This is a genomic window from Aggregicoccus sp. 17bor-14, assembly GCF_009659535.1.
GTDB lineage: Bacteria > Myxococcota > Myxococcia > Myxococcales > Myxococcaceae > Aggregicoccus.
On the sequence record NZ_VJZZ01000012.1, the window covers coordinates 100,851 to 124,774 of the forward strand.

The 23,924-nt window shown below is 71.0% G+C and carries 24 protein-coding genes; 9 read left to right on the forward strand and 15 right to left on the reverse strand.

From position 1 onward, the window contains the following. Positions 1 to 962 precede the first annotated feature (962 nt). Genes FGE12_RS21835 through nuoE form a run of 7 tightly spaced genes read right to left on the reverse strand, consistent with a single transcriptional unit; the run spans position 963 to position 9,204 of the window. A complete protein-coding gene (locus tag FGE12_RS21835) occupies positions 963 to 2,522 on the reverse strand; it encodes an NADH-quinone oxidoreductase subunit N (RefSeq protein WP_153868494.1) in 1,560 nt (519 codons plus the stop codon). A gap of 27 nt (positions 2,523 to 2,549) precedes the next feature. Beyond that, positions 2,550 to 4,250 carry a NuoM family protein gene (locus tag FGE12_RS21840; protein WP_153868495.1) on the reverse strand — a complete coding sequence of 567 codons (1,701 nt, stop codon included), beginning with the start codon at positions 4,248 to 4,250 and terminating at the stop codon, positions 2,550 to 2,552. Then, positions 4,247 to 6,466 carry an NADH-quinone oxidoreductase subunit L gene (gene nuoL / locus FGE12_RS21845; protein ID WP_153868496.1) on the reverse strand — a complete coding sequence of 740 codons (2,220 nt, stop codon included), beginning with the start codon at positions 6,464 to 6,466 and terminating at the stop codon, positions 4,247 to 4,249. The genes FGE12_RS21840 and nuoL overlap by 4 nt, the downstream gene beginning before the upstream one ends. Positions 6,467 to 6,499: 33 nt before the next feature. Continuing rightward, positions 6,500 to 6,802 carry an NADH-quinone oxidoreductase subunit NuoK gene (nuoK, locus tag FGE12_RS21850; RefSeq protein ID WP_153868497.1) on the reverse strand — a complete coding sequence of 101 codons (303 nt, stop codon included), beginning with the start codon at positions 6,800 to 6,802 and terminating at the stop codon, positions 6,500 to 6,502. A 30-nt stretch (positions 6,803 to 6,832) separates the two neighbouring features. Beyond that, positions 6,833 to 7,342: an NADH-quinone oxidoreductase subunit J gene (locus tag FGE12_RS21855; protein ID WP_194798151.1), complete on the reverse strand. Its 510-nt coding sequence runs from the start codon at positions 7,340 to 7,342 to the stop codon at positions 6,833 to 6,835. Next, a complete protein-coding gene (gene nuoF, locus FGE12_RS21860; RefSeq protein ID WP_153868498.1) occupies positions 7,339 to 8,673 on the reverse strand; it encodes an NADH-quinone oxidoreductase subunit NuoF in 1,335 nt (444 codons plus the stop codon). The genes FGE12_RS21855 and nuoF overlap by 4 nt, the downstream gene beginning before the upstream one ends. Before the next feature lie 42 nt (positions 8,674 to 8,715). After that, the gene (gene nuoE, locus FGE12_RS21865) at positions 8,716 to 9,204 is read right to left on the reverse strand and encodes an NADH-quinone oxidoreductase subunit NuoE (RefSeq protein WP_370459112.1); all 489 of its coding nucleotides are present in this window, start codon (positions 9,202 to 9,204) and stop codon (positions 8,716 to 8,718) included. A gap of 301 nt (positions 9,205 to 9,505) precedes the next feature. Between nuoE and FGE12_RS21870 the strand changes: the two genes are divergently transcribed. The 3 genes from FGE12_RS21870 to FGE12_RS21880 are packed head-to-tail and all read left to right on the forward strand — an operon-like array spanning position 9,506 to position 11,554. Next, a complete protein-coding gene (locus FGE12_RS21870) occupies positions 9,506 to 9,955 on the forward strand; it encodes a response regulator (RefSeq protein WP_228530980.1) in 450 nt (149 codons plus the stop codon). A gap of 10 nt (positions 9,956 to 9,965) precedes the next feature. Continuing rightward, on the forward strand, positions 9,966 to 11,198 hold the full coding sequence (gene serB, locus FGE12_RS21875; protein WP_153868500.1) for a phosphoserine phosphatase SerB: 1,233 nt from the start codon (positions 9,966 to 9,968) through the stop codon (positions 11,196 to 11,198). A gap of 5 nt (positions 11,199 to 11,203) precedes the next feature. Further along, entirely contained in the window at positions 11,204 to 11,554 is a 351-nt protein-coding gene (locus tag FGE12_RS21880) for a DUF309 domain-containing protein (protein WP_153868501.1), read from the forward strand. A 32-nt stretch (positions 11,555 to 11,586) separates the two neighbouring features. Here the strand turns inward: FGE12_RS21880 and asd are convergent, their stop codons facing one another. Next, complete coding sequence (gene asd / locus FGE12_RS21885) at positions 11,587 to 12,714, reverse strand: aspartate-semialdehyde dehydrogenase (protein WP_228530981.1); 1,128 nt, start codon at positions 12,712 to 12,714, stop codon at positions 11,587 to 11,589. Positions 12,715 to 12,948: 234 nt separating this feature from the next. On the opposite strand from asd, the gene FGE12_RS21890 reads away from it, so the two are divergent. The 3 genes from FGE12_RS21890 (at position 12,949) to FGE12_RS21900 (ending at position 16,093) form a co-directional block, all read left to right on the forward strand. Continuing rightward, complete coding sequence (locus tag FGE12_RS21890; protein ID WP_194798152.1) at positions 12,949 to 13,818, forward strand: ABC transporter ATP-binding protein; 870 nt, start codon at positions 12,949 to 12,951, stop codon at positions 13,816 to 13,818. Next, the gene (locus tag FGE12_RS21895) at positions 13,815 to 15,380 is read left to right on the forward strand and encodes a hypothetical protein (RefSeq protein WP_228530982.1); all 1,566 of its coding nucleotides are present in this window, start codon (positions 13,815 to 13,817) and stop codon (positions 15,378 to 15,380) included. Before FGE12_RS21890 ends, FGE12_RS21895 begins: the two co-directional genes overlap by 4 nt. 89 nt (positions 15,381 to 15,469) lie before the next feature. After that, positions 15,470 to 16,093 (forward strand): carbonic anhydrase, encoded by a 624-nt coding sequence (locus tag FGE12_RS21900; protein ID WP_153868504.1) that lies wholly within the window; start codon positions 15,470 to 15,472, stop codon positions 16,091 to 16,093. A 33-nt stretch (positions 16,094 to 16,126) separates the two neighbouring features. Here FGE12_RS21900 and FGE12_RS21905 read toward each other — a convergent pair whose 3' ends face one another. Continuing rightward, positions 16,127 to 16,954, reverse strand: a complete 828-nt coding sequence (locus FGE12_RS21905; protein WP_153868505.1) for a YihY/virulence factor BrkB family protein — start codon at positions 16,952 to 16,954, stop codon at positions 16,127 to 16,129. Between the two features lie 338 nt (positions 16,955 to 17,292). Between FGE12_RS21905 and FGE12_RS21910 the strand changes: the two genes are divergently transcribed. Together FGE12_RS21910 and FGE12_RS21915 are read left to right on the forward strand one after the other, a co-directional pair. After that, on the forward strand, positions 17,293 to 18,111 hold the full coding sequence (locus FGE12_RS21910) for an alpha/beta fold hydrolase (RefSeq protein ID WP_153868506.1): 819 nt from the start codon (positions 17,293 to 17,295) through the stop codon (positions 18,109 to 18,111). A 171-nt stretch (positions 18,112 to 18,282) separates the two neighbouring features. Continuing rightward, positions 18,283 to 18,480: a CPXCG motif-containing cysteine-rich protein gene (locus FGE12_RS21915; protein ID WP_153868507.1), complete on the forward strand. Its 198-nt coding sequence runs from the start codon at positions 18,283 to 18,285 to the stop codon at positions 18,478 to 18,480. On the opposite strand, the gene FGE12_RS21920 is transcribed toward FGE12_RS21915, so the two are convergent. Together FGE12_RS21920 and FGE12_RS21925 are read right to left on the reverse strand one after the other, a co-directional pair. Then, positions 18,477 to 18,680, reverse strand: coding sequence for a hypothetical protein (locus FGE12_RS21920; protein WP_153868508.1), 204 nt, complete (start codon positions 18,678 to 18,680; stop codon positions 18,477 to 18,479). The two genes, FGE12_RS21915 and FGE12_RS21920, sit on opposite strands and share 4 nt — an antisense overlap. A 111-nt stretch (positions 18,681 to 18,791) precedes the next feature. Beyond that, complete coding sequence (locus FGE12_RS21925; RefSeq protein WP_153868509.1) at positions 18,792 to 19,286, reverse strand: VOC family protein; 495 nt, start codon at positions 19,284 to 19,286, stop codon at positions 18,792 to 18,794. 292 nt (positions 19,287 to 19,578) lie between these two features. Between FGE12_RS21925 and FGE12_RS21930 the strand changes: the two genes are divergently transcribed. After that, positions 19,579 to 20,028 (forward strand): Hsp20/alpha crystallin family protein, encoded by a 450-nt coding sequence (locus FGE12_RS21930; protein WP_153868510.1) that lies wholly within the window; start codon positions 19,579 to 19,581, stop codon positions 20,026 to 20,028. Positions 20,029 to 20,120: 92 nt separating this feature from the next. On the opposite strand, the gene FGE12_RS21935 is transcribed toward FGE12_RS21930, so the two are convergent. From FGE12_RS21935 to FGE12_RS21950, 4 genes are all read right to left on the reverse strand, one after another. Further along, positions 20,121 to 20,708 carry a response regulator gene (locus tag FGE12_RS21935; protein WP_153868511.1) on the reverse strand — a complete coding sequence of 196 codons (588 nt, stop codon included), beginning with the start codon at positions 20,706 to 20,708 and terminating at the stop codon, positions 20,121 to 20,123. A 102-nt stretch (positions 20,709 to 20,810) separates the two neighbouring features. Then, the gene (locus tag FGE12_RS21940; RefSeq protein WP_370459103.1) at positions 20,811 to 21,326 is read right to left on the reverse strand and encodes a KdsC family phosphatase; all 516 of its coding nucleotides are present in this window, start codon (positions 21,324 to 21,326) and stop codon (positions 20,811 to 20,813) included. A 50-nt stretch (positions 21,327 to 21,376) separates the two neighbouring features. Then, entirely contained in the window at positions 21,377 to 22,204 is an 828-nt protein-coding gene (kdsA, locus tag FGE12_RS21945; protein WP_153868513.1) for a 3-deoxy-8-phosphooctulonate synthase, read from the reverse strand. After that, entirely contained in the window at positions 22,201 to 23,883 is a 1,683-nt protein-coding gene (locus tag FGE12_RS21950) for a CTP synthase (RefSeq protein WP_153868514.1), read from the reverse strand. The genes kdsA and FGE12_RS21950 overlap by 4 nt, the downstream gene beginning before the upstream one ends. Positions 23,884 to 23,924: the final 41 nt, after the last annotated feature.

The following is a 23,924-nucleotide window of genomic DNA, read 5'->3' on the forward strand; positions in this document are numbered from 1 at the left end:
CGGACCGTGGGGGGAAGGTGGCGTGGGAACGGCGGGGGAGGAAGGGGAGCGCCCTGCGGGGTCGGCTGCTCGCCCGACGGCCGGCACCTGAGGGGCACGCGCGCTCGACGCGCCGAGCGCGCTCGGAGGCGGCGCTACGTCGCGCCATCTCCCGGGACGCAGCGGAGTGGGGGCTGCGTCGATGCGGGGATGCGGTGCGCGCCCCTCCGGTGTCGCAAGTCGAGCCCGGGCCGCTTCGGCTCGATCGGTTTCCGCGCTTGAGCGCAGAGTTCAGGGCGCTGACGGCACAGACGCGCGAGAGTGGCGCGAGGGGCACGGCTCAAGAGGGAGAGGCCGGGTAGGGGACGAGGCATCTCCGGATGGGTGAAGCCGTCCGCGGAGGCCTCTCTCAAAGTGAGAGCCACCCCTCGGACGCCCTTCTCAAAATGAGAGGCCCCTCCAGAGGCCGAGGGTCGCGTGATGCAAAAACGTAAAATCCTATTTTACGTTCTTGCGCGAGCCGGCCGTCCGCTCCCGAGGGGGGACACACGCAGCGTGAAGCGCGGCATCGAGGCGCAGCCCTCGCGAGGGGAACGGACGTTTCGCTCCACGCGGGAGGCCGCGCGCGCGGGCGTGTCACCCCTGAGCGCGGCATGCGGGCAGCGCCCCACCGCGAGGGGCGCAGGCGCTCCGCCACCCTTCCGGTCCCGACGCCCCATCGGGCAGGTCAGCGCCCCGTGCGGGAGACGACGCCTGGGAAGCGGCGATGCCTGCGCAGACTCGCCGCGGTGGCGAGCGTCTGTTGGACGAGCCTTCCAGTCCGTGACGCCGGTGCTCCTTTCGCGACCCACCTGAAGCGGGCCAGCGCCATCGCATGTGACCCGCCCCTCGCGATGCGGGAGTCGGAAGACCGAAAGCAAGAGCCCCGGGAGGCCTCCGCGAAGAGGCCTGCCGGGGCTCGGGGAGCTGCGGCCCGCTCGGGGCTAGCGCGTGAAGATCGTGCTCGCGGTCTGCAGCCAGCCGGTGAGGGGGCCGGGGAGGATGCCCAGCACCACCACCGCGAGCGAGCACGCCACCAGCGCCACCTCGGTGGCCACGCTGCGCTCGAGCGCATGCGCGCCGTCCGCCACCGGGCGCATGTACATGTAGACCACCACGCGCAGGTAGTAATAGACGCCCGCGGCGCTGGAGAGCACGCCCACGATGGCGAGGCCCACCAGGCCCGCGTCCACCGCGCTCTGGAAGATGAGCAGCTTGCCCAGGAAGCCGATGGTGGGCGGGATGCCGCCCAGCGACAGCATGAACACCGCCATCGCCAGCGCCCAGCCCGGCTTGCGCTGCGCGAGGCCGCTGAAGCGCTCCAGGTCCCACGCAGTGCCGCGGTCCTCGTCCTCGCGGCGCTCGAGCGCCGAGAGCAGGCCGAAGGCGCCCACCGCGCTCACCGTGTAGGCGAAGAGGTAGAAGAGGATGCCGCGCAGCGCGTCCGCGCGCATCCCGGCGCCCTGCAGGCTGCCGGTGAGCTGCGTGCTGCCCAGCAGGCTGAACTTCTCGCCGGGTGCCGTGACGAAGAGCGCCGCCACCGCCACCAGCACGTAGCCCGCGTGCGCGATGGAGGAGTAGGCCAGCATGCGCTTCACGTTGCGCTGCGGCAGCGCGAGCAGGTTGCCCGCGATCATGGTGAGGAAGGCGAGCGCGCTGAACAGCATCATCGGCGCCTGCGGATCAAGCCCCGCGCCCAGCGTGACGAACACGCGCACCAGCGCCGCGAAGGCGGCCGCCTTCACGCCCGCGCTCATCAGCGCGGTGACCGGGGTGGGGGCGCCCTCGTACACGTCCGGCGTCCACATGTGGAAGGGCACCGCCGCCACCTTGAACGCGAAGCCCGCGCCCACCAGCAGCATGCCGCAGTACACGAGCGCCGCGTTGTCCTGCAGCGCCGCGCGAAGCGGGCCGCTCATGTTGCCCAGCAGCGTGGTGCCGGTGGCGCCGTAGAGCAGCGCCGCGCCGTACAGCAGCACCGCGGAGGAGAAGGCGCCGAGGATGAAGTACTTGAAGCCCGCCTCGGAGGGGCGCGTGCCGCGGCGCAGGTAGCTGGTCAGCGCGTAGGTGGCCACCGAGAGCACCTCGATGTTCACGAACACCGTGATGAGCTCGTTGCTGATGGCCAGCAGGCTCATGCCCGCGGAGGCGAAGAGCATCAGCGCGTAGAACTCACCGCGCTCGGCGCCGCGCCGGCGCAGGAAGCCCTGCGCGGTGAGCGTGGCCAGCGCGAGCCCCACGCACACCGTGAAGGTGAGGAAGGAGCTGAAGGGGTCCAGCACCGCGAAGCCCAGCAGCACCTCGCGCGCCGGCTCGAACACCAGCTTCAGCGCGAGCGCCGCGGCGAGCGCCGCCGTGACCGCGGTGAGCACCGCCTGGTAGCCGCGGCTGGAGCCCGGGCGGAGGAAGACCTCCGAGAGCAGCAGCACGCAGGCCCCGACGACCAGCAGCAGCGCCGGCAGCAGCGGGAGGAAGTCTGCCTGGGAGAGAGAGGGGAGGTTCATGGCAGGTCGGCTTTCGGGGCGCGAGCCTTACGGCCGGGTAGAGGGGAGGTGGGGGGCGGCGTCCGCAGCCACGGCGAGGCCGGGCGTGCCGGAGTCCTCGGCGGGCAGCGCCATCGCCTGGATGCGCAGGGTGTCGTCCGCGGCGGGGCGGGCGCCCTTCAGGCCGAGCCCCGCGCGGGCGATGAAGCGCTCCGTGGAGGGGTTGAGGCGGTCCAGGAAGGGCTGCGGGCGCAGGCCCATCACCAGCACCAGCACGAGGAAGGGCAGCACGGTGACGAGCTCGCGGCCGTTCATGTCCCGCAAGGACATGTTCTCGCGGTGGGTGAGGCTGCCGAAGAACACCTTCTGCACCATCCACAGCATGTACGCCGCGCCGAGGATGACGCCCGTGGCGGCGAAGACGCCGAAGGGCAGGTGCAGGCTGCTCTTGAAGGTGCCCAGCAGCACCAGGAACTCACCGACGAAGCCGTTGGTGCCCGGCACCGCGATGGAGCTGAAGGTGGTGATGAGGAAGGCCGTGGTGAACACCGGCATCACCTTGGCGATGCCGCCGTAGTCGCTCATCAGGCGCGTGTGGCGACGCTCGTAGAGGAAGCCGAAGAGGAGGAAGAGCGCGCCCGTGCTGATGCCGTGGTTGAGCATCTGGTACGCGCTGCCCGTCGCGCCCTCCGCCGTGATGGCGAGCATGCCCAGCATGCAGTAGCCCAGGTGGCTCACGGACGAGTAGGCGATGAGCTTCTTGATGTCGCGCTGGGCGAGGCACATCAGCGCCCCGTACACGATGCCGATGACGGCGAGCGTGGCGAGCAGCGTGCGCGCGCCGGCGGTCGCGTTGGGGAAGAAGGGCATGGCGAAGCGCCAGAAGCCGAAGGTGCCCATCTTCAGCATCACGCCGGCGAGGATCATGGAGCCTGCCACCGGCGCCTGCACGTGCGCGTCCGGCAGCCACGTGTGCACCGGGAACATCGGCACCTTGATCGCGAACGCGAGCGCGAAGGCCGCGAACATCCACGGCCCCCAGGTGTGCAGCGTGCGCGCGAGCCCGGTGAGGCTCTCGCAGGTGCCGGCCGCGGCGCAACCCGCCACCTCGCGGTTCGCGGGCAAGAGCGCGTTGTAGATGCTCGCGTAGTCGAAGGAGCGGCCGCCCGGAGGACCCGAGAGGAAGTAAAGCGCCACCACCGCGACCAGCATCACCAGCGAGCCGGCCAGCGTGTAGAGGAAGAACTTCATCGCCGCCATCTGGCGGTCCTCGCTGCCCCACACCCCCACCAGCAGGTACATGGGGATGAGCATGGCCTCGAAGAAGATGTAGAAGAGCAGCACGTCCAGGCTGACCAGCGCGCCCAGCATCACGGTCTGCAGCACCAGCAGCGCGAGGTGGAACTCCTTGCGCCGCTCGGTAATGTACGTGGTGGAGGCGAGCACGACGAGCGGCCCGAGGAACACGGTGAGCAGCAGCAGGCTCGCCGCGAGCCCGTCCACGCCCACGTGGTAGCTCACGCCCAGGCTGTCGATCCAGCGCGCGCGCTGCTCGAGCTGGAACTCGGGGCCCGCGGGGTCGTAGGCCAGGTAGGCCCACACGCCGAGCGCCGCGTCCACCAGCATGCCGATGAAGGTGACGGTGCGGATCTGCCCGTGCTCGCTCGCCGGCAGCAGGGCCACCAGCAGCGCGAACGCGAGGGGGACGAAGACGACGAGGCTGAGCAGGTGGGAGTCGAAGAAGCTCATGAGAGCACCCGGATGAGCGCGTAGGCCACCCCGCCCAGCAGGGCGAGCGCCATCACCGCGGCATAGGACTGCGCATCCCCCGTCTGCACGTAGCGCAGCGCGCTGCCGACGCGGGTGGTCACCCAGGCCGTGCCGCGCACCATCACCGTGTCGATGAGGAGCGCGTCGAACACCCGGTAGAGGATCATGCTGAGGAACTTGAGCGGGCGGATGACGACGAACTCGTACGCCTCGTCCACGTAGAACTTGTTCTGCGCCGCGCGCCGGATGGCGCGCGCCCACGCCGGAGCGGGCTTGCCCGCCTGCGCCGGGAAGAAGCGCATGTAGAGGAAGGCCGCCAGCGCGCCGCCCGCGAGCGCGATGAGCCACGCGATGAAGTAGTCCAGCGCGTGCGGCAGCTCGTGCTCGAGGCGCAGCTCGCGGCCCGCCGCCGCGATGCGCTCGGCGCTCGCGAACACCGGGTTGAGGAAGTTCTCGAACACCGGCTGGTGCTCACCCGAGGGCAGCTGCATCAGCGGGAAGGCGTACACGGCCGCCACCACGCTGAGCACCGCGAGGATGACCAGCGGCAGCGTCATCAGCCAGCTGCTCTCGTGCGCGTGCGCGAGCCGCGCTTCGCTGCTGCGGCGGCCCTCGAAGGTGAGCAGGTAGAGGCGCGTCATGTAGAACGCGGTGCTCGCGGCGATGACGTAGCCGAGGATGCCGCACAGGTGGCTCACCCACTCGAGGCTCTCGCCCAGCTGGTTGTGGTGCACGCCGTGGAGGATGGCGTCCTTCGAGAAGAAGCCGGAGAGCGGCACGATGCCGGTGATGGCCAGGGTGGCGATCATGAAGGTCACCCAGGTCCAGCGCATCTCGGTGCGCAGGCCGCCCAGCTTCTTGATGTCCGTCTCGTCCCCGTTGCCGTGCATCACGCTGCCCGCACCGAGGAAGAGGCAGGCCTTGAAGAAGGCGTGCGTCACCAGGTGCAGCGCCGCGGCCCAGAAGATGCCCGCGCCCACGCCCATGAACATGATGCCCAGCTGGCTCACCGTGGAGTAGGCGAGCACCTTCTTGATGTCGTCCTGGGCGAACGCGATGAGCGCCGCGAGCAGGCTGGTCAGCGTGCCGATGATGAGGATCACGGCCATGGCCGTGGGGCTGAGCACGAGCAGGAAGCTCATGCGGCAGAAGAGGTACACGCCCGCGGTCACCATGGTGGCCGCGTGGATGAGCGCGGAGACCGGGGTGGGGCCGGCCATCGCGTCCGGCAGCCACACGTACAGCGGCAGCTGCGCGCTCTTGCCGCTCGCCCCCAGCAGGAAGAGCAGGAGGATGGCGGTGATGACGCCGCCGAAGGTGTAGCCCGCGAGCGGACCCTCGACGATCTCGGAGTGCAGCGTCACCTTCGCCGCGCCCTCGTGCGGCAGCGCGTTGGCCATGGCCTCCAGGCCCTGGAAGGTGAGCGGGCCCTTGGCGGACAGGCCCTGCGCGTAGCGCTCGGGGCGGTTGTTGTCCGGGGCGAAGTTGGTGTTGTCCGCCTGGCGCTGGAAGGCGCCCACGGTGAGCACCAGCAGGAAGGTGGCGATGAGGAACGCGAAGTCACCCACGCGGTTGGCGATGAACGCCTTGCGCCCCGCCCAGGCCTTGGCCGCGTCGTTGTACCAGAACCCGATGAGCAGGTAGCTGCACATGCCCACGCCCTCCCAGCCCACGAAGAGCAGGACGAGGTTGTCGGCGAGCACCAGCGTGAGCATCGCGGCGACGAAGAGGTTGAGGTACGCGAAGTAGCGCCAGTAGCCTTCGTCGTGCTCCATGTAGCTGGTGGAGTACAGGTGGATGAGGAAGCCCACGCCGGTGATGACCAGCAGCAGGATGGCGTTGAGGTGGTCCACCATCAGCCCGAAGTTCACGCGGAAGTCGCCCGCGCTGAACCAGGTGCCGAAGTCGTGCGCCATCGCGTAGCGCACCGAGTTGAAGCTGAAGGAGCTGGTGAGCGACACGGGGCGGCCGCCCTGCACGTGGCTCACCGCCCAGAACGCGAGCACGCTCAGGACGAAGGAGCCCGCGACGGCGCCCAGCGCCACGAGGTGCACGTTGCCGCGGCCCAGCTTGCGGCCGAACACGCCGCAGATGAACGCGCCGAGCAGGGGCAGCGCGATGATCAGCCACAGCGAGGGCGCCAGGGTGTCGGGAGGCACCGGGGCGGTCATGAAGAACTGGCGGATTGCGTCCATGAGGGGGCTCTGGGGAGGCGCAGAAGGTTTCGACTAGTGCTTCATCGTCTTCATGTCGTCGATGTTGACGCTGCCGCGGCTGCGGAACACCGCGATGACGATCGCGAGCCCGATGGCAGCCTCCGCGGCAGCCACCGCGATGACGAAGAAGGCAGAGATGTGGCCGATGCTGTCACCGCGCTGGCGCGCGAACGCGAGGAAGGTGAGGTTCGCGGCGTTGAGCATCAGCTCCACGCACATGAACACCACCAGCGCGTTGCGGCGGGTGAGCACGCCGAACATGCCCATGCAGAAGAGGGCCGCGGCGAGGAAGAGGTAGTATTGGGTGGGGACCATTCGCGCGCGCTCGTTGAGGGTCGTTGAAGTTTAGATACGGCTCTTGGAGACGACGACCGCGCCGACCATGGACACCAGCAGGAGCAGGCTCACCGCCTCGAAGGGGAAGAGCCAGCGGGTGTAGAGGTCCACGCCCAGGGCGCGCAGCGTGCCGAAGCTGGCGGCGCTGCCCGCGTCCATCACGCCGGCCACCTGCGGCGCATGCGCGATGGCGAGCGCGAGGCCCGCGAAGAGGCCGAGCGCCGCGAGCCCGCCCGCGATGCGGCTGAGCGTGAGGCGAGGGGCCCCCAGCTCCGTCTCGCCCAGGTTCAGGAGCATGATGACGAAGAGGAAGAGCACCATGATGGCGCCCGCGTACACGAGCACCTGCAGCGCCGCGATGGTGTGCGCCCACAGCAGCACGTAGATGCCGGCGAGGAAGAAGAAGCTCGCCACCAGGCTCATCGCCGAGTTGATGGGGTTCTTGGCGAAGATGACCAGCCCCGCGGACAGCAGGGTGGCGACCGCGAAGACGAAGAAGAGGACCAGCTCGACGTTCACGACCACTCTCCGAACTCGCCCCACGGCTTGTCGCCGAACGGGCAGCGCTTCTCGTGGATGTGCGCCTCGAACTCGGCGCGGAACCGCATGAGGAACGAATGGGTGGGCAGCGCCGCCGCATCGCCCAGGGCGCAGATGGTGTTGCCCAGGCCGATGGGGGGGTAGGGCGCGATGGAGGTGGCCACGTTGGAGAGCAGCTCCAGGTCCTCCATGTCCGCGCGCCCCTCCTCGATCTTGCGCAGCAGGCGCGTCTGCCACGGGGTGCCCTCGCGGCAGGGGGTGCACTGGCCGCAGCTCTCCTCGGCGTAGAAGCGCGCCACGCGCCACAGGCTGCGCACCATGCAGGTGCGGTCGTCCATGACGATGACGCCGCCGCTGCCCGCCATGCTCTGCAGGGGCTTGAGCGCCTCGAACTCCATCGCGGTGCCGAGCTCGTGCGGGCTGAGCACCGGCGCGCTGGAGCCGCCGGGGATGACCGCCTTCACCTTGCGGCCGTTGGGCAGGCCCCGGCCGTACGCGTCCCCGAAGATGAGGTCGTTGAAGGTGGTGTGCATGCTGCACTCGTAGACGCCCGGGCGGTTCACCGTGCCCGAGAGGCAGACGAGGCGCGTGCCGCCGCTCTTGTCCGTGCCCAGCTTCGCGTACTTCTCCGGGCCCATGGCGAACACGTGCGGCACGCTCGCGAGCGTCTCCACGTTGTTCACCACCGTGGGGCAGCCGAAGAGGCCGACGACGGCGGGGAACGGAGGCTTGAGCCGGGGCCAGCCCTTCTTGCCCTCGAGGCTCTCGAGCAGCGCCGTCTCCTCGCCGCAGATGTACGCGCCCGCGCCGCGCACCAGGTAGCAGTTGAGCTCGAAGTCCTTGCCCAGCACCTTCTTGCCGAAGATGCCGGCCTTGTAGGCCTCGTCGATGGCGGCCTGGCAGCGCTCGGCGGGGAACTTGAACTCGCCGCGCAGGTACACGTAGCAGGTGTGCACGCCCAGCGCCCACGCGGCGATGGCGATGCCCTCGAGCATCATGTGCGGGTCCAGCTCGAGGATGTAGCGGTCTTTAAAAGTCCCCGGCTCGCTCTCGTCACCGTTGACGGCGAGGTACTTGGGCTTGGGGCTGTCCTTGGGGACGAAGCTCCACTTGAGGCCGGTGGGGAAGCCCGCGCCGCCGCGGCCGCGCAGGTTGCTCTTCTTCACCTCGTCGATGACGGCGGCCGGGGCCATCTCGAGCGCCTTCTTCAGGCCCTCGTAGCCGCCGCGCTTGCGGTAGGCGTCCAGCGTCCAGGACTGGGGGCTGCCCCAGTACTTGGAGATGAGCGGTTCGATCACGGGTGCCGCCATGGGATGGGTCTTCCTCGGCTGAGCTGAAAGGAAAGGAATGCGCTACGGGAGCTTGTCGATCAGCGCGTCCAGCTTGGCGCGCGTGAGGCTCTCGTGGTGGTCTTCGTTGATCTGCAGGCAGGGGGCGGTGCCGCAGGAGGCGAGGCACTCGGTCTCGCGCAGGAAGAAGCGCTCGTTGGCCTCGCCCGCCTTGAGGCCCAGCTTCTGCTCCAGGTAGGCGAGCATCTTCTCCGCGCCCCAGAGGCTGCAGGAGAGGTTGGTGCACACGTCCACCGTGTACTTGCCGGGCTTCTTCAGGTGGTACATCACGTAGAAGCTGGCCACCTCGTAGGCGCGCTCGCGCGTGGTGCCGAGGCGCTCGGCGACGAGCGCGAGGCCCTCGGGAGGGCACCACCCCTTGATGGCCTGCAGCGCGCGCAGCGCGGGCAGCATCGCGGCGCTCTTGCGGTCCGCGGGGTAGTGGCTCAGGAGCTCAGCGATCTCCGCGTCGAACTTCTTCTGCTCGTCGGGAGTAAAGAGGGGGGTGTTCAGGGGCTCCGCCATGGCGGGCGGGTACGTAGGCCCCCGGGCCCCGCCTTGTCAATGAAAAGCCTGATCGCCCGGGCGGCATTCCATCAGTGATTTGCCCAGGGATTCCAAGCCCTTGTTATGGAAGAGGGGCGGGGAGGCCCGGCGGCGGGGGCGCATTCCGTGACTTTCTTTCCCGAAGGGCGCCTATCGGGTACAAGGCGGGTCTCCCCGTACACGGCGCGGCGGCGGGCAGGCCTCCCGACGCCCGTTTTGGCAGCTGTAGAGACGCCCTCTGGCGCCGAGGCCCGGCAGGTAGGACCCCTTGAGCTCGGCAGGATCTGACGCGCGCGGAAGCAGCAGCCCGGCCCTCCCGGCCGAGGGCTACCGCGTGCTCATCGTCGAGGACAACCCGCACATCATCGAGATGTACAGCTACGTGCTCAAGAAGCTGGCGAGCGGCGAGCTGGCGGGCAAGGTGCCGCTCGAGGTGCACTTCGCCCCGGACGGGCACCACGCGCTCTTGCAGCTGCGCGAGGGCACCTTCCACCTGGTGATGACGGACCTCTACATGCCGGTGATGGACGGCTTCGCCCTGGTGGAGCGCATCCGGCACGAGGAGGCGCTCAAGAACATCCCCATCATCGCGATCAGCGCGGGGGGCAAGGAGGCGCAGGAGCGCGCGCTCGAGCTCGGGGTGGACATCTACCTGCGCAAGCCGGTGCGCTTCGTGGAAGTGCTGGAGACGGTGAAGCAGCTGTTGCGCATCAAGTAGGGTGGCGGCCATGTCCGCGCCCTCCGGCTCTCCCTCCGCTCCGCTGCTGCTCACCGTCACCGGGCGCGACCACCCGGGAATCGCCGCGCGCCTCACCGGGCTGCTCGCGCACGCCGGGGCGCAGCTCCTGGACGTGGAGCAGGTGGTGGTGCAGGGGCAGCTCACGCTGTGCCTCCTGGTGCGCCTGCCCAGCGCGCGCAGCGTGCTCGCCGAGCTGCTCTTCGCGGCGAAGGAGCTGGGGGTGGCGCTGGACTTCCAGGTGATGGACGCGCCCGCCACGCCCCCGGCCCCGCGCGGCCGCTACGTGGCCACGCTGGTGGGCCGCGGCCTGGGCGCGGGCGCGCTGCACGCGTTCGCCACCTGCGTGGCGGAGCACGGGGGCAACATCGTGCAGGTGAGCCGGCTGAGCGACGGCGAGGCGCTGGAGCGCGGGGCGCTCGCGGCGGTGGAGGTGCGGCTCACGCTCGCGCCGGGAGCGAGCAGCGAGCCGCTCAAGCGGGGGCTCTTGCAGCTGGCCATGGCGGCGCAGGGCGCCACCCAGGGTGCCTTCGACGTGGCGCTGCAGCGCGAGGGGCTGTACCGGCGCAGCAAGCGGATGGTGGTGATGGACATGGACTCCACGCTCATCCGCATCGAGGTCATCGACGAGCTGGCGCGCGCGCACGGCGTCTACGAGCAGGTGAGCCGCATCACCGAGCGCGCGATGCACGGGGAGATGGACTACGACGAGAGCCTGCGCCAGCGCGTGGCGCTGCTCGCCGGGCTGGAGGTGGGCGTGCTGGAGCAGCTCGCCGCGCAGCTGCCGCTCACCGAAGGAGCGGAGACGCTGGTGCGCGTGCTCAAGCGCCTGGGCTACCGCACCGCCGTCATCAGCGGGGGCTTCTCCGTCGCGGCCGAGGCGCTGCAGCGGCGGCTCGGCATCGACTTCGCCTTCAGCAACGTGCTGGAGGCGAAGGACGGCAAGCTCACCGGGCGCACCGTGGGCCCCATCGTGAACGCGCGGCGCAAGGCGGAGCTGCTGGAGAAGCTCGCGGCCGAGCAGGGGCTCTTGCTGGACCAGGTCATCGCCGTGGGGGACGGCGCGAACGACCTGCTCATGCTGCAGCGCGCGGGGCTGGGCATTGCGTTCCGCGCGAAGCCCAAGCTGCGGGAGGCGGCCGACACCTCCATCTCCGCGGGCGGCCTGGACACCATCCTGTACCTCCTGGGCCTCAGCGCCCGCGAGCTGCAGGAGGTGGGGTAGGGGCCGTGAGCGCCGCGCAGGAGGCCGCGCTGCAGGAGGGCGTGCGCCTCTTCAACGCAGGCGCGCACTGGGAGGCGCACGAGGCGTGGGAGGGGGCGTGGCGCGAGGCCGGGGGCGAGCGGCGCGCGCTCCTGCACGGGCTCATCCTCGCGGCCGCCGGCTGGGTGCAGCGGGGCCGCGGGCGCGAGGCCGGTGCGCACACGCTGTTCGGCCGGGCGCTGCAAAGGTTGAAGGGGCTGCCCGCGGACTGTGGCGGGCTCGACGTGGCGGCGCTGCGCGCGGACCTCGAGGCGTGGCGCGCGGGGGACCTCGCTCACCCCGCCCGCGTCCGCGCGTCCGTCCATCCCTCACCCTGACCCTCTCCCAGAGGGAGAGGGGACTCTCCTGCTCACGCCTCGAGCAGGAAGCGCAGGGTGCGGCGCAGCGGCTCGGCGGCGCCCCACAGCAGCTGGTCGCCGATGGTGAAGGCGCCCAGGTACTCGGGGCCCATGGCGAGCTTGCGCAGGCGGCCCACCGGGATGGTGAGGGTGCCGCTCACGGCGACGGGGGTGAGCTCGCGCAGCGTGGCCTCGCGGTCGTTGGGCACCACCTTCACCCAGGGGTTGCCGCCCGCGATGAGCGCCTCGAGCTCGGGCAGGGGCACGTCCCGCTTGAGCTTGAAGGTGAGCGCCTGGCTGTGGCAGCGCATCGCGCCGATGCGCACGCAGAAGCCGTCCACCGGGACGGCCGGCGTGCCGAAGCCCTCGCCCTGGCCGAGGATGCGGTTGGTCTCGGCCATGCCCTTCCACTCCTCGCGGCTGGTGCCGTTGCCGAGGTCGCGGTCGATCCACGGGATGAGCGAGCCGCCCAGCGGCACGCCGAAGTTCTTCGTCTCGCTGGCACTCAGCGCGCGCTGCTTCGCGACCACCTGGCGGTCGATGTCCAGGATGGCGCTCGCGGGGTCCGCGAGCAGGTCCTTCACCTCGGCGTGCAGGGTGCCGAACTGGGTGAGCAGCTCGCGCATGTGCTGCGCGCCGCCGCCGGAGGCCGCCTGGTAGGTCTGGGTACTCATCCACTCGACGAGCCCCGCCTTGAAGAGCGCGCCAAGGCCCATGAGCATGCAGCTCACGGTGCAGTTGCCGCCGATCCAGTTGCGGCCGCCGCGCTCGAGCGCGCGCTGCATCACCGGGAGGTTCACCGGGTCCAGGCAGATGACCGCGTCGTCGCGCATGCGCAGCGTGGAGGCGGCGTCGATCCAGTGGCCGTTCCAGCCCGTGCCGCGCAGCTTGGGGAACACCTCCTGGGTGTAGTCGCCGCCCTGCGCCGTGATGACCACGTCGCAGGCCGCGAGCGCCTTGAGGTCGAACGCGTCCTGGAGGCGGGGCTCGCCCTTCGCGAAGGCCGGCGCCGCGCCCCCGGCGTTGCTCGTGCTGAAGAACACGGGCTCGATGACGGCGAAGTCGCCCTCCGCCTGCATCCGCTCCATCAGCACGGAGCCGACCATCCCGCGCCACCCGACGATTCCTACGCGCTTCATCCCGGCCATGGGCTCCTCAACACGCGGGACCTGCCCCGCGTTCGCGGCCCGCATGCTCTCCTCCGGGGCACCGGCAGGCAAGCACGCGCAGGGGGAGTTCCTTCCCGCCAGGCGGCCGAGCCCCCGGGTGTCCTCGCGGCCAGGGCCGGGCCCGGGCGCGCAATCGGGGCAGCGGACCCTGCGTAGGGAGCACTGAGGCGCCCCCGCGCCCCCTTGCCCCTCTCGAGGAACGCCGTGCTCCAGCTGCAGAACGTCACCAAGACCTACGGGAAGAGCGTGCACGCGGTGGCCGGCGTCTCGCTCACGCTCGAGCGCGGCGTCATCGGGCTCATCGGCCACAACGGGGCGGGCAAGACCACGCTGATGCAGATGGTGGCCACGCTCACGCGCCCCACGAGCGGCCGCATCCTCTTCGACGGCGTGGACATCGCGGCGAAGCCGGAGGCGATCCGGCGCCGGCTGGGCTTCCTGCCGCAGGACTTCGGCGTGTACGCGAACCTCACGGCGCTCGAGTTCATGCAGTACTTCGCGGCGCTCAAGGGCGTGCGCGACCCGGCGCGCATCCGCCAGCTGCTCGAGCGGGTGAACCTGCACGACCAGGCGCACCGGCCCGCGGCCGCGTTCTCGGGCGGGATGCGGCGGCGGCTCGGCATCGCCCAGGCGCTGCTCAACGACCCGGACATCCTCGTGGTCGACGAGCCCACCGCGGGGCTCGACCCCGAGGAGCGGCTGCGCTTCCGGCACCTGCTCGCCGAGGTCGGCTTCCAGAAGCTGGTCATCCTCTCCACGCACATCGTCTCGGACGTGGAGAGCATCGCGAGCGAGCTGGCCATCCTGCGCGCGGGGCGGCTCGTGGCCTTCGAGACGCCCGAGGCCATCCTCCAGAACGCGCGCGGCCAGGTCTGGTCCGCACGCGTGGAGGCGGAAGCCTACGAGGCGCTGCGCGAGCGCGTGCACGTGCTGCAGGCCCAGCGCCAGGGCAGCGCCATCAGCCTGCGCATCGCGCACCCGCGCCAGCCCTGCCCCGGCGCCTCGCTCGCAGAGCCCACGCTCGAGGAGGCGCTGATGGCCCAGCGCTACGCCGTGCAGGCGGTGGCGGCGTGAACCTCCCGCTCCTCGCGACGCTCGCGCATGCCGAGGTGCGCCTGCGCATGCGGCGCCTCTCGACGCTGGTGGTGCTGCTCGGCGTGGTCGCCCTCAGCTGGCTGATGATCGGAGACCCCGCGGACGGGGTGACGCTCATCTCGGTGGGCAATGCGCGCGTGCTCTACACCAGCTCCGCGCTCGCGCTGGGCGGCGCTGGGCTCGGAGGGATGCTCTTCAGCCTCGCGGGCTTCTTCCTCGTGCGAGGGCGCATCGCGGAGGACCTGCGCAGCGGCACGGGCGGCGTCATCGCGGCCACCCCGGTGGGCAACGCGGGCTTCCTCCTCTCGCGCTGGCTGGGCGGCGTGGCCTACCTCGGGGCGCTGGTGCTCGCCTTCCTCGGCGCCCTGCTCGTGTGCCACGCGCTGCGCGGGGACGGCCCCATCCAGCCCGGGGTCTATCTGGCGACCTTCCTCCTGGTGTTGCTGCCCACCGTGCTCTTCGCGGTGAGCTGCGCGGTGCTCTTCGACGCCTGGGCGCCCCTGATGGGCAAGCGCGGCGACGTGCTCTACTTCCTGCTGTGGATGGCGCAGCTCGCGCTCGCCTCGCAGCTCGCGGGCGCGGTCCACGGCGAGGTGCCGGGCGGGTTCGTCTTCGACTTCCCGGGCATCGCGACCGCCGGAGTCCTCTTCCAGGCCACGCTGCACACGGACCAGCTCATGCTGGGCGGCGCGTCCTTCGATCCACACGTGGCGCCCGTGACCCTGCCCGCGCAGCTGTGGACGGGGTCCGCGGTGCTCGTGCGCGCGGTGTGCGCCGCGCTGGCCCTGCTGCCGCTGCTACCGGCCGCGGGCCTGTTCCACCGCTTCTCTCCGGACCGGGCGAGGCCCGCGCACGCGCGCAGGCGCCGCTCGCCGCTCGCGCTGCTGAACGCGTGGCTGCGCCCGCTCGCGCGGCTCGCGCAGCCCCTGTTCCGGCTCGCCGCGCTGCTGCCCGGGACGGCGGGGCAGGTGCTCGCAGACGTGGCCCTCACGCTCACGATGGCCCCCGCGGCCATCGCCGCGCTGCTCGGGTTCTGGCTCGTCTCGCTGTGCGCGGCGCCGGCGTCCCTCGGGGGCGTGCTCGCGGCGGCGGTGGCCGTGTGGGGCGTGCTCGTCAGTGAGCTGGGTGCGCGCGATGCGCAGGCAGGCGCGCTGGAGCTGACGGGGGCGGTGCGCGGCGGCCTGCAGCGCAGGGACCTGCGCCTCACCGCCGCCACCTTCGTGCTCGGGCTGCTCTTCACGGGCGTCATCGCCCTGCGCTGGGCCCCGCTCTCCCCGGTGCGTGCGTGCGCCGTGGTTTCCGGAGTCTTCGCGCTGAGCGCGGTTGCCACCCTGCTGGGCCGCCTCACCGAGACCTCGCGCGCCTTCCTCGCGCTGTTCCTCTTCGGCCTCTACGTGGCGCTCAACGCGACCCGGGTCCCGGCGCTCGACGTGGTGGGCTTCAACGGCGTGGCGCACGCGGGCACGGTGCTGGGCGTGCTCGTCACGGGGCTGGCGGCGCTCGCGGGTGCCACGGCCTGGAGCCAACGTCGCTGGGCCTGAATCTGCTGCGCTGCCGGGTTGCCGAGCAGGCGGGGGTGCCCTATGTGTGCGCCCATGACGACCTACGAGAGCGGCAGTGGAGGTGGCGTATGAGCGCGCAGGAGCAGACGGAGGCCCTGCAGCGGCTGCGCGACGGCAACGCGCGGTTCGTGGCGCACGTGCGCAGCGCCGAGACGCTCGCGCGCCAGCTGCTGCGCGCCGAGCTCGCCCTGGGCCAGAAGCCCTTCGCGGTGCTGCTGGGCTGCTCGGACTCGCGGGTGCCCGCGGAGCTCGTCTTCGACCAGGGGCTCGGCGACCTCTTCGTCATCCGCGTGGCGGGTAACATCGTCGCGCCCTCGCAGATCGGCAGCGTGGAGTTCGCCGTGGAGGCCTTCGGCACCCAGCTGGTGGTGGTGCTCGGCCACACGCTGTGCGGAGCCATCACCGCCACGCTCTCGACGCTGCTGGACGGCGCCACGCCCTCCACCCGCAACCTCAACTCGATCGTGAACCGCATCCGCCCCGCGCTCGAGGGCTGGGTCACCAAGGGGAGCACGGAGTCCCGCGAGGAGCTGCGCACGCGCGCGGTGCGCGCCAACGTGCGCGCGTCGGTGAGCCAGCTGCGCCACGGCTCCGAGCTGCTCGAGGCCCGCGTGCTCGCGGGCGAGCTGCTCATCGTGGGCGCGGAGTACGACCTCGAGACGGGCGTGGTCGACTTCTTCGAGATCCCCTGAGCGCCGGGCGGCGGCGTGCCCCGGCGCTGGCCCTCAGGCCGGCTGGGGCCGCCGGCGCCGCCGGATGTAGTAGGGCGGGCGCGGCTTCTTGTGCTCGCCGTCGTCCTTCCCGGCACTGCCCTCGTCGAGGTCGCGCGCGGCAGCGCTCTGCTCCTTGCGCTGGTGGGCGAGCACGTCGTTGATCTCCGCGCCCAGCAGCAGCGAGAGGTTCGACAGCCACAGCCACGTGAGGAAGACGATGACGCCCGCGAGCGTGCCGTAGGTCTTCTCGTAGCTGCCGAAGTGCGACGCGTAGAGCGCGAACAGCTTGCTCCCCGCGAGCCAGAACAGCACCCCGACGAAGGCGCCCACGGTGAAGACCTTGAGGGGTGCCTTCGTGTTGGGGAGCCAGCGGTAGAGCAGGGCCCAGACGAGCATGATGAGTGCTCCAGCGCCTACCCAGCGCACCAGGCCCCAGACCACGTCGAAGGCCGTTCCCAGCCCGAAGCGGTCCGCGAGGGCGTGGCCCACCAGGGGCCCGGCGAACAGGAGCCCCAGCGCGAGCAGGATGAGCGCGGCCACGGCGAGCGTGGTGCCCACCGCGACGAGCTGCCGCTTCCACCACGGCCGCGTCTCCTCCTTGTCGTACAGGTCGTTGAGCGCGACGGAGAGCGACGCGGAGCCGCGCGAGGCGCTCCACAGCGCGAGCAGCGCGCTGCCGATGGCGAAGCCGCCGTGCGCCGCCTCCTTCATCCGCGCCATCTGCTGGGCGAGCAGCTGGCCGGCGTCCCCCGGGATGGCGCCCTTGGCCAGGTTCAGGCCCTGGTCGAACACCGAGTCGGGCATCACCAGGAGCCCCACCGTGATGACGAAGACGATCATGGGAAGAGGGCAAAGAGGGCGTAGTACGTCATCATCGCGGCCACGTCGCCGATGCGGTCGTCCGTGGCCTCCTGCTTCAGCTGCTTGAGGAAGGGGCCGAGTTTCATGCGTTCAAGGTGTGACCGCGCCCGCCCGTGCAAACCCTGGCCGCGCGGCGGGGACGCGCTTCCCACGCCCGTCCGTCCGCCGGTGCGGGGCGCAGGCGGCCAGAGGGGGGGTGAGGCCCCGGGAATACGCAGCGGCGACGCTGCGATGCGCTCAGGGCATTACCTCGCAGGTAATCGCGGCTGCGCTGCGGGGTGGCGAGAGTAGCGCCGTCACCCTCTCAGGAGCCCTCGATGCCCTCTCTCCAGACCTCCGATGGAACCCGCCTTGCGTACGAGGACTACGGCAGCGGCCCCGTGCTGGTGTTCGTCTCCAGCTGGGCGCTCAACGCGGACATGTGGGAGTACCAGGTCCCCTTCTTCCTCGAGCGCGGCTACCGCTGCGTGCTGCTGGACCGGCGCGGTCACGGCCGCTCGGAGCGGCCCTCGCGCGGCTACGACGTGGACACGGGCGCGGACGACCTCGCGGCGCTGCTCGCGCACCTGGACCTGCGCGGCGTGACGCTCGTGGGCCACTCGGTGGGGGGCGCCGAGGCCGCGCGCTACCTCGCGCGCCACGGCGAGGCCCGCGTGGCGCGCGTCGCCTTCGTGTCCGCGCTGCTGCCCTTCCTGAAGCAGACGCCAGACAACCCCGAGGGCCTGCCCGCGCTCGCGTGCGACGCCACGATTGCCCAGTTCCACCGCGACCGGCCCCGCTGGTTCGCCGACCGCGCGCAGGGCTTCTTCGCCACCCACCTGGGCAACGACGTCTCGCCCGCGCTCATCGAGCACACGCTGCGCCAGTGCCTCTCCGCCTCGCCCGTGGCCACCTCGCAGCTGTTCCGCTCCGCCTTCGAGACGGACCACCGCAGCGCCCTGCGCGACCTGCGCCTGCCGACCCTGGTGCTGCACGGCGGCGCGGACCAGTCCACGCCCCTGGAGCTCACCGGCCGGCGCACCGCGGCGCTGGTGCGCGGCGCCGAGCTCAAGGTCTATCCCACCGCCGGCCACGGCCTCTTCGTCACCCACCGCGAGCAGCTCAACGCGGACCTGCTCGCGTGGATGGAGGGCTGAGCGTGAGGACGAGTGCAGCGACGCGCAGCCGACAGTGACGGTGTAGGCACCGTGATGCGGGTGTCCAGCCCCAGGCGCTCGCGGCCGGCCGGCGCTGGGGAGTGCGCCGCGCGCGACCTAGGTTGAACGGTGGGCGCACCCCTCGCACCGGGTGCGCCGGAGGCCACGCGTATGCAGCCCTTCGTCGCGGACGAGAACGTGCAGCAGTGCCCCTACTGCGGCGAGCCGGTGGACGTGACGGCCGACGCCGTGGGCCCCTCCTCGGAGACCTACGTGGAGGACTGTCCCGTGTGCTGCCGCCCCTGGCGCGTGCACGTCACGCGGCAGGGCGAGGACGTCCTCGTGCGGCTCGAGCACGAGGACTCCTAGCGCTCGTCCTCCCGGTGCTTGTTCTCCGCGTGGGTGGCCTCGTCGTGCTCGGCGTCCTGGCTGTAGTCGCTGCGCTGGTAGTCCACGCCGTAGTCGCCGCTGTTGAGCGCGTCGCGCAAGGAGCCCTCCACCACCTCGGGCTCGGTGCGCGCCGGGCCCTCCGCCGCCTCGCCCTGCTGCTTCTTCTCCGCCGTCGCCATCACGTCCTCCGGTTCCGGGTCACTGCTCCTGCCCTCAAGGTGAGGGCGCAGCGCGCGCGGCGGCAGCGGCCGCGGGACGTACCTGCCCGGGCGTGGGGCAGGCGGGCGGGCCTAGTGGCCTGCGCGGGCGAGCGCGTCGAAGGCGCTCACCACCTCGGGCGGCGCCTGCACCAGCTCGATGAGCACGCCCTCGCCGGAGAGTGGGAACTGCTCGTTGCCACGCGGGTGCACGAAGGTGACGTCGAAGCCCGCCGCGCCCTTGCGGATGCCGCCGGGCGCGAAGCGCAGCCCCTGGGCCTCGAGCCACTTCACCGCCGCCGCCAGGTCGTCCACCCACAGCCCCACGTGGTTGAGCGGGGGCTCGTCCACCTTGGGCTTCTTCGCGGGGTCCAGGGGCTGCATCAGGTCCACCTCGACGCGGAAGGGGCCTGCGCCGGCGACCGTGATGTCCTCGTCCACGTTCTCCTTCTCGCTGCGGTAGGTGCCGTGCGGGGCGAGCCCCAGCAGGTCCACCCAGAGGCGGCGCAGGCGGGTCTTGTCGGCGGCGCCCACGGCAATCTGCTGCAGGCCGAGGACGCGGAAGGGGCGGGCGGCGGGGCTGGTCATGGCGCCGCACCCTGCCGCAGCGCCCCGGGCCTTTCCAGCGCCCCGTGCGCCGCCCTGTCCGGAGCAGGCAGGCAGGCGCGGTCAGCGGGGGACGCCGGACGCGCGCCCTGCGCGCCTTGACAGGTCCCGAAGCATGGTTCTGTTGAGGGTGTCGGAGCGATGCCCCCGGCGCCGGCCCCCGACAGCCGGCGCCCGCGGGGGCGACACGAGAGACACGCAGTCCCTTCTTTTCCACGCACCCCTCTTCACCCACCGCGTGCGCCCTGCTGCGCGCGCGCGACAGGAGACGTCCATGCTCAGCCGCTACAACAGCCGCACCGCCAACACCCCCGACAGCACCCATCCCTTCGACGCGCTGCTGCGCGACTTCGCCCTGCCGTTCAACAGCGCCTGGGGCTTCGCCGAGCCGCGCTCGCTCGCGCCGGCCGCCGACATCCAGGAGACCGAGGCGGGCCTCACGCTCGAGCTCGACATGCCCGGCCACGCGCCCGAGGGCATCGAGGTGAAGGTGGAGAACGACCGCCTCACCGTGCGCTCCGAACGCAAGAGCACCCGGAATCCCGAGCAGAGCGGGCAGCTGCTGAGCGAGCGCCGCTTCGGCACCTTCGAGCGCGCCTTCGTGCTGCCGCGCACCGTGGACGCAGGCCGCGTCGAGGCCCGCTACGAGCACGGCGTGCTCACCCTGGTGCTGCCGCGCCGCGAGGAGTCCAAGCCCCGCACCGTGCAGGTGCAGGTGAAGTAGTCCGGCGCACCGGGCGCAACCGGGTTGCAAATGCGAACGGGCCGCGGGGGTTCTCCCTCGCGGCCCGTCGTGTCTCTGCAGGGGTTTCCCGCCTACTTCTTGGGGGCGTTGAGGGCGAGCGGGACGCGGAACAGCTCGAGCACCTGCTGCACCTCGAAGGGCTTGGCGAGGCACGCGAGCGCGCCGGCCTCGCGGCTCTGCTCCTCGAGGTCGGGGGTGAGGTTGCTCGTCATGGTGATGAGCCGCACGCTCTCGAGCGGCTTGCGCGCGCGGATGCGGCGGCACACCTCGAGGCCGTCGATGTCCGGCATGTTCAGGTCGATGAGCATGCCGTGCGGCTTGTTCTCGCTCACCACGAGCAGCGCCTCGACGCCGCTGCTGGTGAGCGTGAGCTCCACCTGGCTCGCGTAGGGCTTGAAGGCGCGCTTGATGGCATCCAGCTGCTGGCGCTCGTCGTCCACCACCAGGAGCTTCACCGTGCCGCTGCCCAGCTCCTCGGGCACCGGCATCTGGTGCGTGATGAGGAAGGTGCGCAGGTCCGCGGAGCGGACGCGGCGGTGACCGCCCGGCGTGCGGAACGCGAGCAGGATGCCCCGGTCGATCCACTTGCTCACGGTCGAGGGATCCACCTGGAGGAGGCGGCTGATGTCGTGCGTCGTGTACAGCGTGTCCGTTGCCATTTTCCTGCTCTCCCTCGGCCCCCCAGGCCTACAGCACTGTCGCAATTAGTGGATAATGCAGGATTGCGCAAATGCTCGCGAATGGGGGTATCCCCTAGCCTCTCAGGTCGCTCGCATGAGATCCAGTACGGCGGACCAGCGCCCGGTTGCCCTTAAGCACAATTCCACCAGCTCCCGGACCGCGCCATGGCCGCCGGCGCTGCGGGAGACGAGGTGCACGGCCTGGCGCACCTCGGGCACGGCGTCCGCCGGGCAGGCGCTGAGCCCCACGCGCGAGAGTACGCCCAGGTCGTTGAGGTCGTCGCCCATGTAGCTGCAGGCCTCGGGGGGCACCTGGAGCTGGGCGCACAGCTCGTCCAGGGCCTCGCTCTTGTGGCGGCGGCCCTGGAGGATGGCGGCGAGCCCCAGCTCCTTGCCGCGCACCTCCACGATGCGCGAGGTGCGGGCGGTGATGATGGCCGCGGGCAGGCCGGTGAGGCGCGCGAGCACGAGCGCGTGGCCGTCCTTCACGTCGAAGCGCTTGAGCAGCTCGCCCGCGTCCCCGTAGTACATGCCGCCGTCGGTGAGCACGCCGTCCACGTCGAACACCATGAGGCGCACCTGGGCGGCGCGCCTCATCAGCTCGTCGGCAGAAGGCTTGTCGGGGCCCATGGGCGGGGTCGGCGGGCTCAGGCGGGCTCGTGTCCCAGCACGCGGCGGATGGCGAGCACGTCCTTGATCGTGTCCTCGAACATCTGGGGATTGAGCGAGCAGGGCCCGTCGCACAGGGCGCGGTCCGGGTCCTCGTGCACCTCGGTGAAGAGGGCGTGGATGCCGGCGGCCGCGGCGCTGCGCGCGAGCAGCGAGACGAACTTGCGGTCGCCGCCGCTCGCGCCGCCCGCGGCGCTGGGCAGCTGCACGCTGTGGGTGGCGTCGAAGCAGACGGTGAGCCCCGCCTCGCGCATCTGCGCGAAGCCGCGCATGTCCACCACCAGGTTGTTGTAGCCGAAGGTGGCGCCGCGCTCGGTGACGAGCACGTTGGGGTTGCCCGCCTCCACGGCCTTGCGCGCCGAGTGGACGATGTCCTTGGGCGCGACGAACTGGCCCTTCTTGAGGTTCACGCCCTTGCCCGTGCGGGCGACCGCCTCCACCAGGTCCGTCTGGCGGCAGAGGAAGGCGGGGATCTGGATGATGTCCACCGCCTCCGCGGCCGGGGCCACGTGGGAGATCTCGTGCACGTCCGTGAGCACGGGCACGTCCACCTCCTTGCGGATGCGGGCGAGCACGCGCAGGCCTTCCGTCAGGCCGGGGCCGCGGAAGCTCTTGCCGCTGGTGCGGTTGGCCTTGTCGTAGCTGCACTTGAAGGCGTAGCCGACGCCGAGCTTCTGGGCGATGCCCTTGAGCAGGCGCGCGTGGCGCAGCGCCATCTCCTCGGACTCGATGACGTCCGGGCCCGCGATGACGAAGAGCTTCTGCCCGTCGCCGACCTTCTGTCCGGCGAGCTCGATGAGGCTCATGACGCCTTCACCGAAGAGAGCGCGGGGGCCAGCGCGGGTGCGGCCGCCGCGGGCTTCGCGGCCCCCTGCGCGTCGCGGTGGCTGCGGGCTGCCGCGATGAAGCCGCTGAAGAGCGGGTGGGGCGCGAAGGGCTTGCTCTTGAACTCGGGGTGCGCCTGGGTGCCCACGAAGTAGGGGTGGTCCGGCAGCTCGATCATCTCCACCAGGCCCAGCTCCGGGTTGTGGCCGCTGATGACCAGGCCGGCCTCCTCGAGGCGGGCGCGGTAGGCGTTGTTCACCTCGAAGCGGTGGCGGTGGCGCTCCTGCACGGCGTCCTGGCCGTAGAGCTTGCGCGAGAGGCTGCCGGGCTTGAGCGCGCAGGCATAGGAGCCCAGGCGCATGGTGCCGCCCTTGTCCTTCACCTGCACCTGGCTCTCCATCAGCGTGACCACCGGGTGCGGGGTGCGCTCGTCGAACTCGAGCGAGTTCGCGCCGGCGAGCCCCAGCACCGAGCGGCTGAACTCCACCACCGCCATCTGCAGGCCGAGGCAGATGCCGAAGAAGGGCACCTTGTTCTCGCGCGCCCAGCGCACCGCGGCGATCTTGCCCTCGGTGCCGCGCACGCCGAAGCCGCCGGGGACGAGCACCGCGTCCACGCCGGCGAGCAGCTTCTCGGCTCCCTGCGCCTCGACGTCCTGGCTGTCCACGAAGTGCAGGTTCACCTTCACGTCGTTGGCGATGCCGCCGTGGAGCAGGGCCTCGTTGAGGCTCTTGTAGCTCTCCTTGAGGTCCACGTACTTGCCCACGATGCCGATCTGCACCTCGCCCTTGCCGGGCGAGTAGATGCGCTCGCAGATCTGCTCCCAGCGCTCGAGGCGCGGGGCGCGGCTCCAGATGTTGAGGACCTCGGCGAGCCGCTCGTCCAGCCCCTGGCGGTGCAGCTCGAGCGGCAGCTCGTAGATGCTCTTCACGTCCGGGCTCGTGAACACGTTGCCGTTGTCCACGTTGCAGAACATCGCGATCTTGTCCTTCAGCTCGCGGCTGATCTCGCGGTCGGTGCGGCAGAGCAGGAAGTCCGGCTGGATGCCGATCTCGCGCAGCTTCATCACCGAGTGCTGGGTGGGCTTGGTCTTCACCTCGCCGGCGGCGCCGATGTACGGCAGCAGCGTGAGGTGCACGTAGACCACGTTCTGGCTGCCCACGTCGTAGCGCATCTGGCGGATGGCCTCGAGGAAGGGCAGCGACTCGATGTCGCCCACGGTGCCGCCCACCTCGACGATGACTACGTCCACGCCCTGGGAGGCCTGGTGGATCATCGACTTGATCTCGTCCGTGATGTGCGGAATCACCTGGACGGTCTTGCCCAGGTACTCGCCGCGCCGCTCCTTCTGGATGACGGAGTTGTAGATGCGGCCGGAGGTGAAGTTGTTCAGCCGGCTCATCTGCGCGCCGGTGAAGCGCTCGTAGTGGCCGAGGTCCATGTCCGTCTCGCCACCGTCGTCGGTGACGAAGACCTCGCCGTGCTGGAACGGGCTCATCGTGCCCGGATCCACGTTGATGTAGGGGTCCAGCTTGAGCAGCGTGATGCTCAGGCCCCGGTTCTCCAGCAGCGCCCCGATGGAGGCGGATGCGAGACCCTTGCCGAGAGAGCTAACCACACCGCCGGTGACGAAGATGAACTTGGTCTTCTTGCTGCGCATGCGCCTTCCTGCCAAACGGGCGGGGCGCGCGTCAACTTGAT

What these genes read in the sequence shown, in the direction of transcription:
- FGE12_RS21835 (WP_153868494.1), bottom strand. Translation starts at nt 2,522, where the DNA reads ATGAACCTCCCCTCTCTCTCCCAGGCAGACTTCCTCCCGCTGCTGCCG.
- FGE12_RS21840 (WP_153868495.1), bottom strand. Translation starts at nt 4,250, where the DNA reads ATGAGCTTCTTCGACTCCCACCTGCTCAGCCTCGTCGTCTTCGTCCCC.
- nuoL (WP_153868496.1), bottom strand. Translation starts at nt 6,466, where the DNA reads ATGGACGCAATCCGCCAGTTCTTCATGACCGCCCCGGTGCCTCCCGAC.
- nuoK (WP_153868497.1), bottom strand. Translation starts at nt 6,802, where the DNA reads ATGGTCCCCACCCAATACTACCTCTTCCTCGCCGCGGCCCTCTTCTGC.
- nuoF (WP_153868498.1), bottom strand. Translation starts at nt 8,673, where the DNA reads ATGGCGGCACCCGTGATCGAACCGCTCATCTCCAAGTACTGGGGCAGC.
- serB (WP_153868500.1), top strand. Translation starts at nt 9,966, where the DNA reads ATGTCCGCGCCCTCCGGCTCTCCCTCCGCTCCGCTGCTGCTCACCGTC.
- asd (WP_228530981.1), bottom strand. Translation starts at nt 12,714, where the DNA reads ATGAAGCGCGTAGGAATCGTCGGGTGGCGCGGGATGGTCGGCTCCGTG.
- FGE12_RS21900 (WP_153868504.1), top strand. Translation starts at nt 15,470, where the DNA reads ATGAGCGCGCAGGAGCAGACGGAGGCCCTGCAGCGGCTGCGCGACGGC.
- FGE12_RS21905 (WP_153868505.1), bottom strand. Translation starts at nt 16,954, where the DNA reads ATGATCGTCTTCGTCATCACGGTGGGGCTCCTGGTGATGCCCGACTCG.
- FGE12_RS21910 (WP_153868506.1), top strand. Translation starts at nt 17,293, where the DNA reads ATGCCCTCTCTCCAGACCTCCGATGGAACCCGCCTTGCGTACGAGGAC.
- FGE12_RS21915 (WP_153868507.1), top strand. Translation starts at nt 18,283, where the DNA reads ATGCAGCCCTTCGTCGCGGACGAGAACGTGCAGCAGTGCCCCTACTGC.
- FGE12_RS21920 (WP_153868508.1), bottom strand. Translation starts at nt 18,680, where the DNA reads ATGGCGACGGCGGAGAAGAAGCAGCAGGGCGAGGCGGCGGAGGGCCCG.
- FGE12_RS21925 (WP_153868509.1), bottom strand. Translation starts at nt 19,286, where the DNA reads ATGACCAGCCCCGCCGCCCGCCCCTTCCGCGTCCTCGGCCTGCAGCAG.
- FGE12_RS21930 (WP_153868510.1), top strand. Translation starts at nt 19,579, where the DNA reads ATGCTCAGCCGCTACAACAGCCGCACCGCCAACACCCCCGACAGCACC.
- FGE12_RS21935 (WP_153868511.1), bottom strand. Translation starts at nt 20,708, where the DNA reads ATGGCAACGGACACGCTGTACACGACGCACGACATCAGCCGCCTCCTC.
- FGE12_RS21940 (WP_370459103.1), bottom strand. Translation starts at nt 21,326, where the DNA reads ATGAGGCGCGCCGCCCAGGTGCGCCTCATGGTGTTCGACGTGGACGGC.
- kdsA (WP_153868513.1), bottom strand. Translation starts at nt 22,204, where the DNA reads ATGAGCCTCATCGAGCTCGCCGGACAGAAGGTCGGCGACGGGCAGAAG.
- FGE12_RS21950 (WP_153868514.1), bottom strand. Translation starts at nt 23,883, where the DNA reads ATGCGCAGCAAGAAGACCAAGTTCATCTTCGTCACCGGCGGTGTGGTT.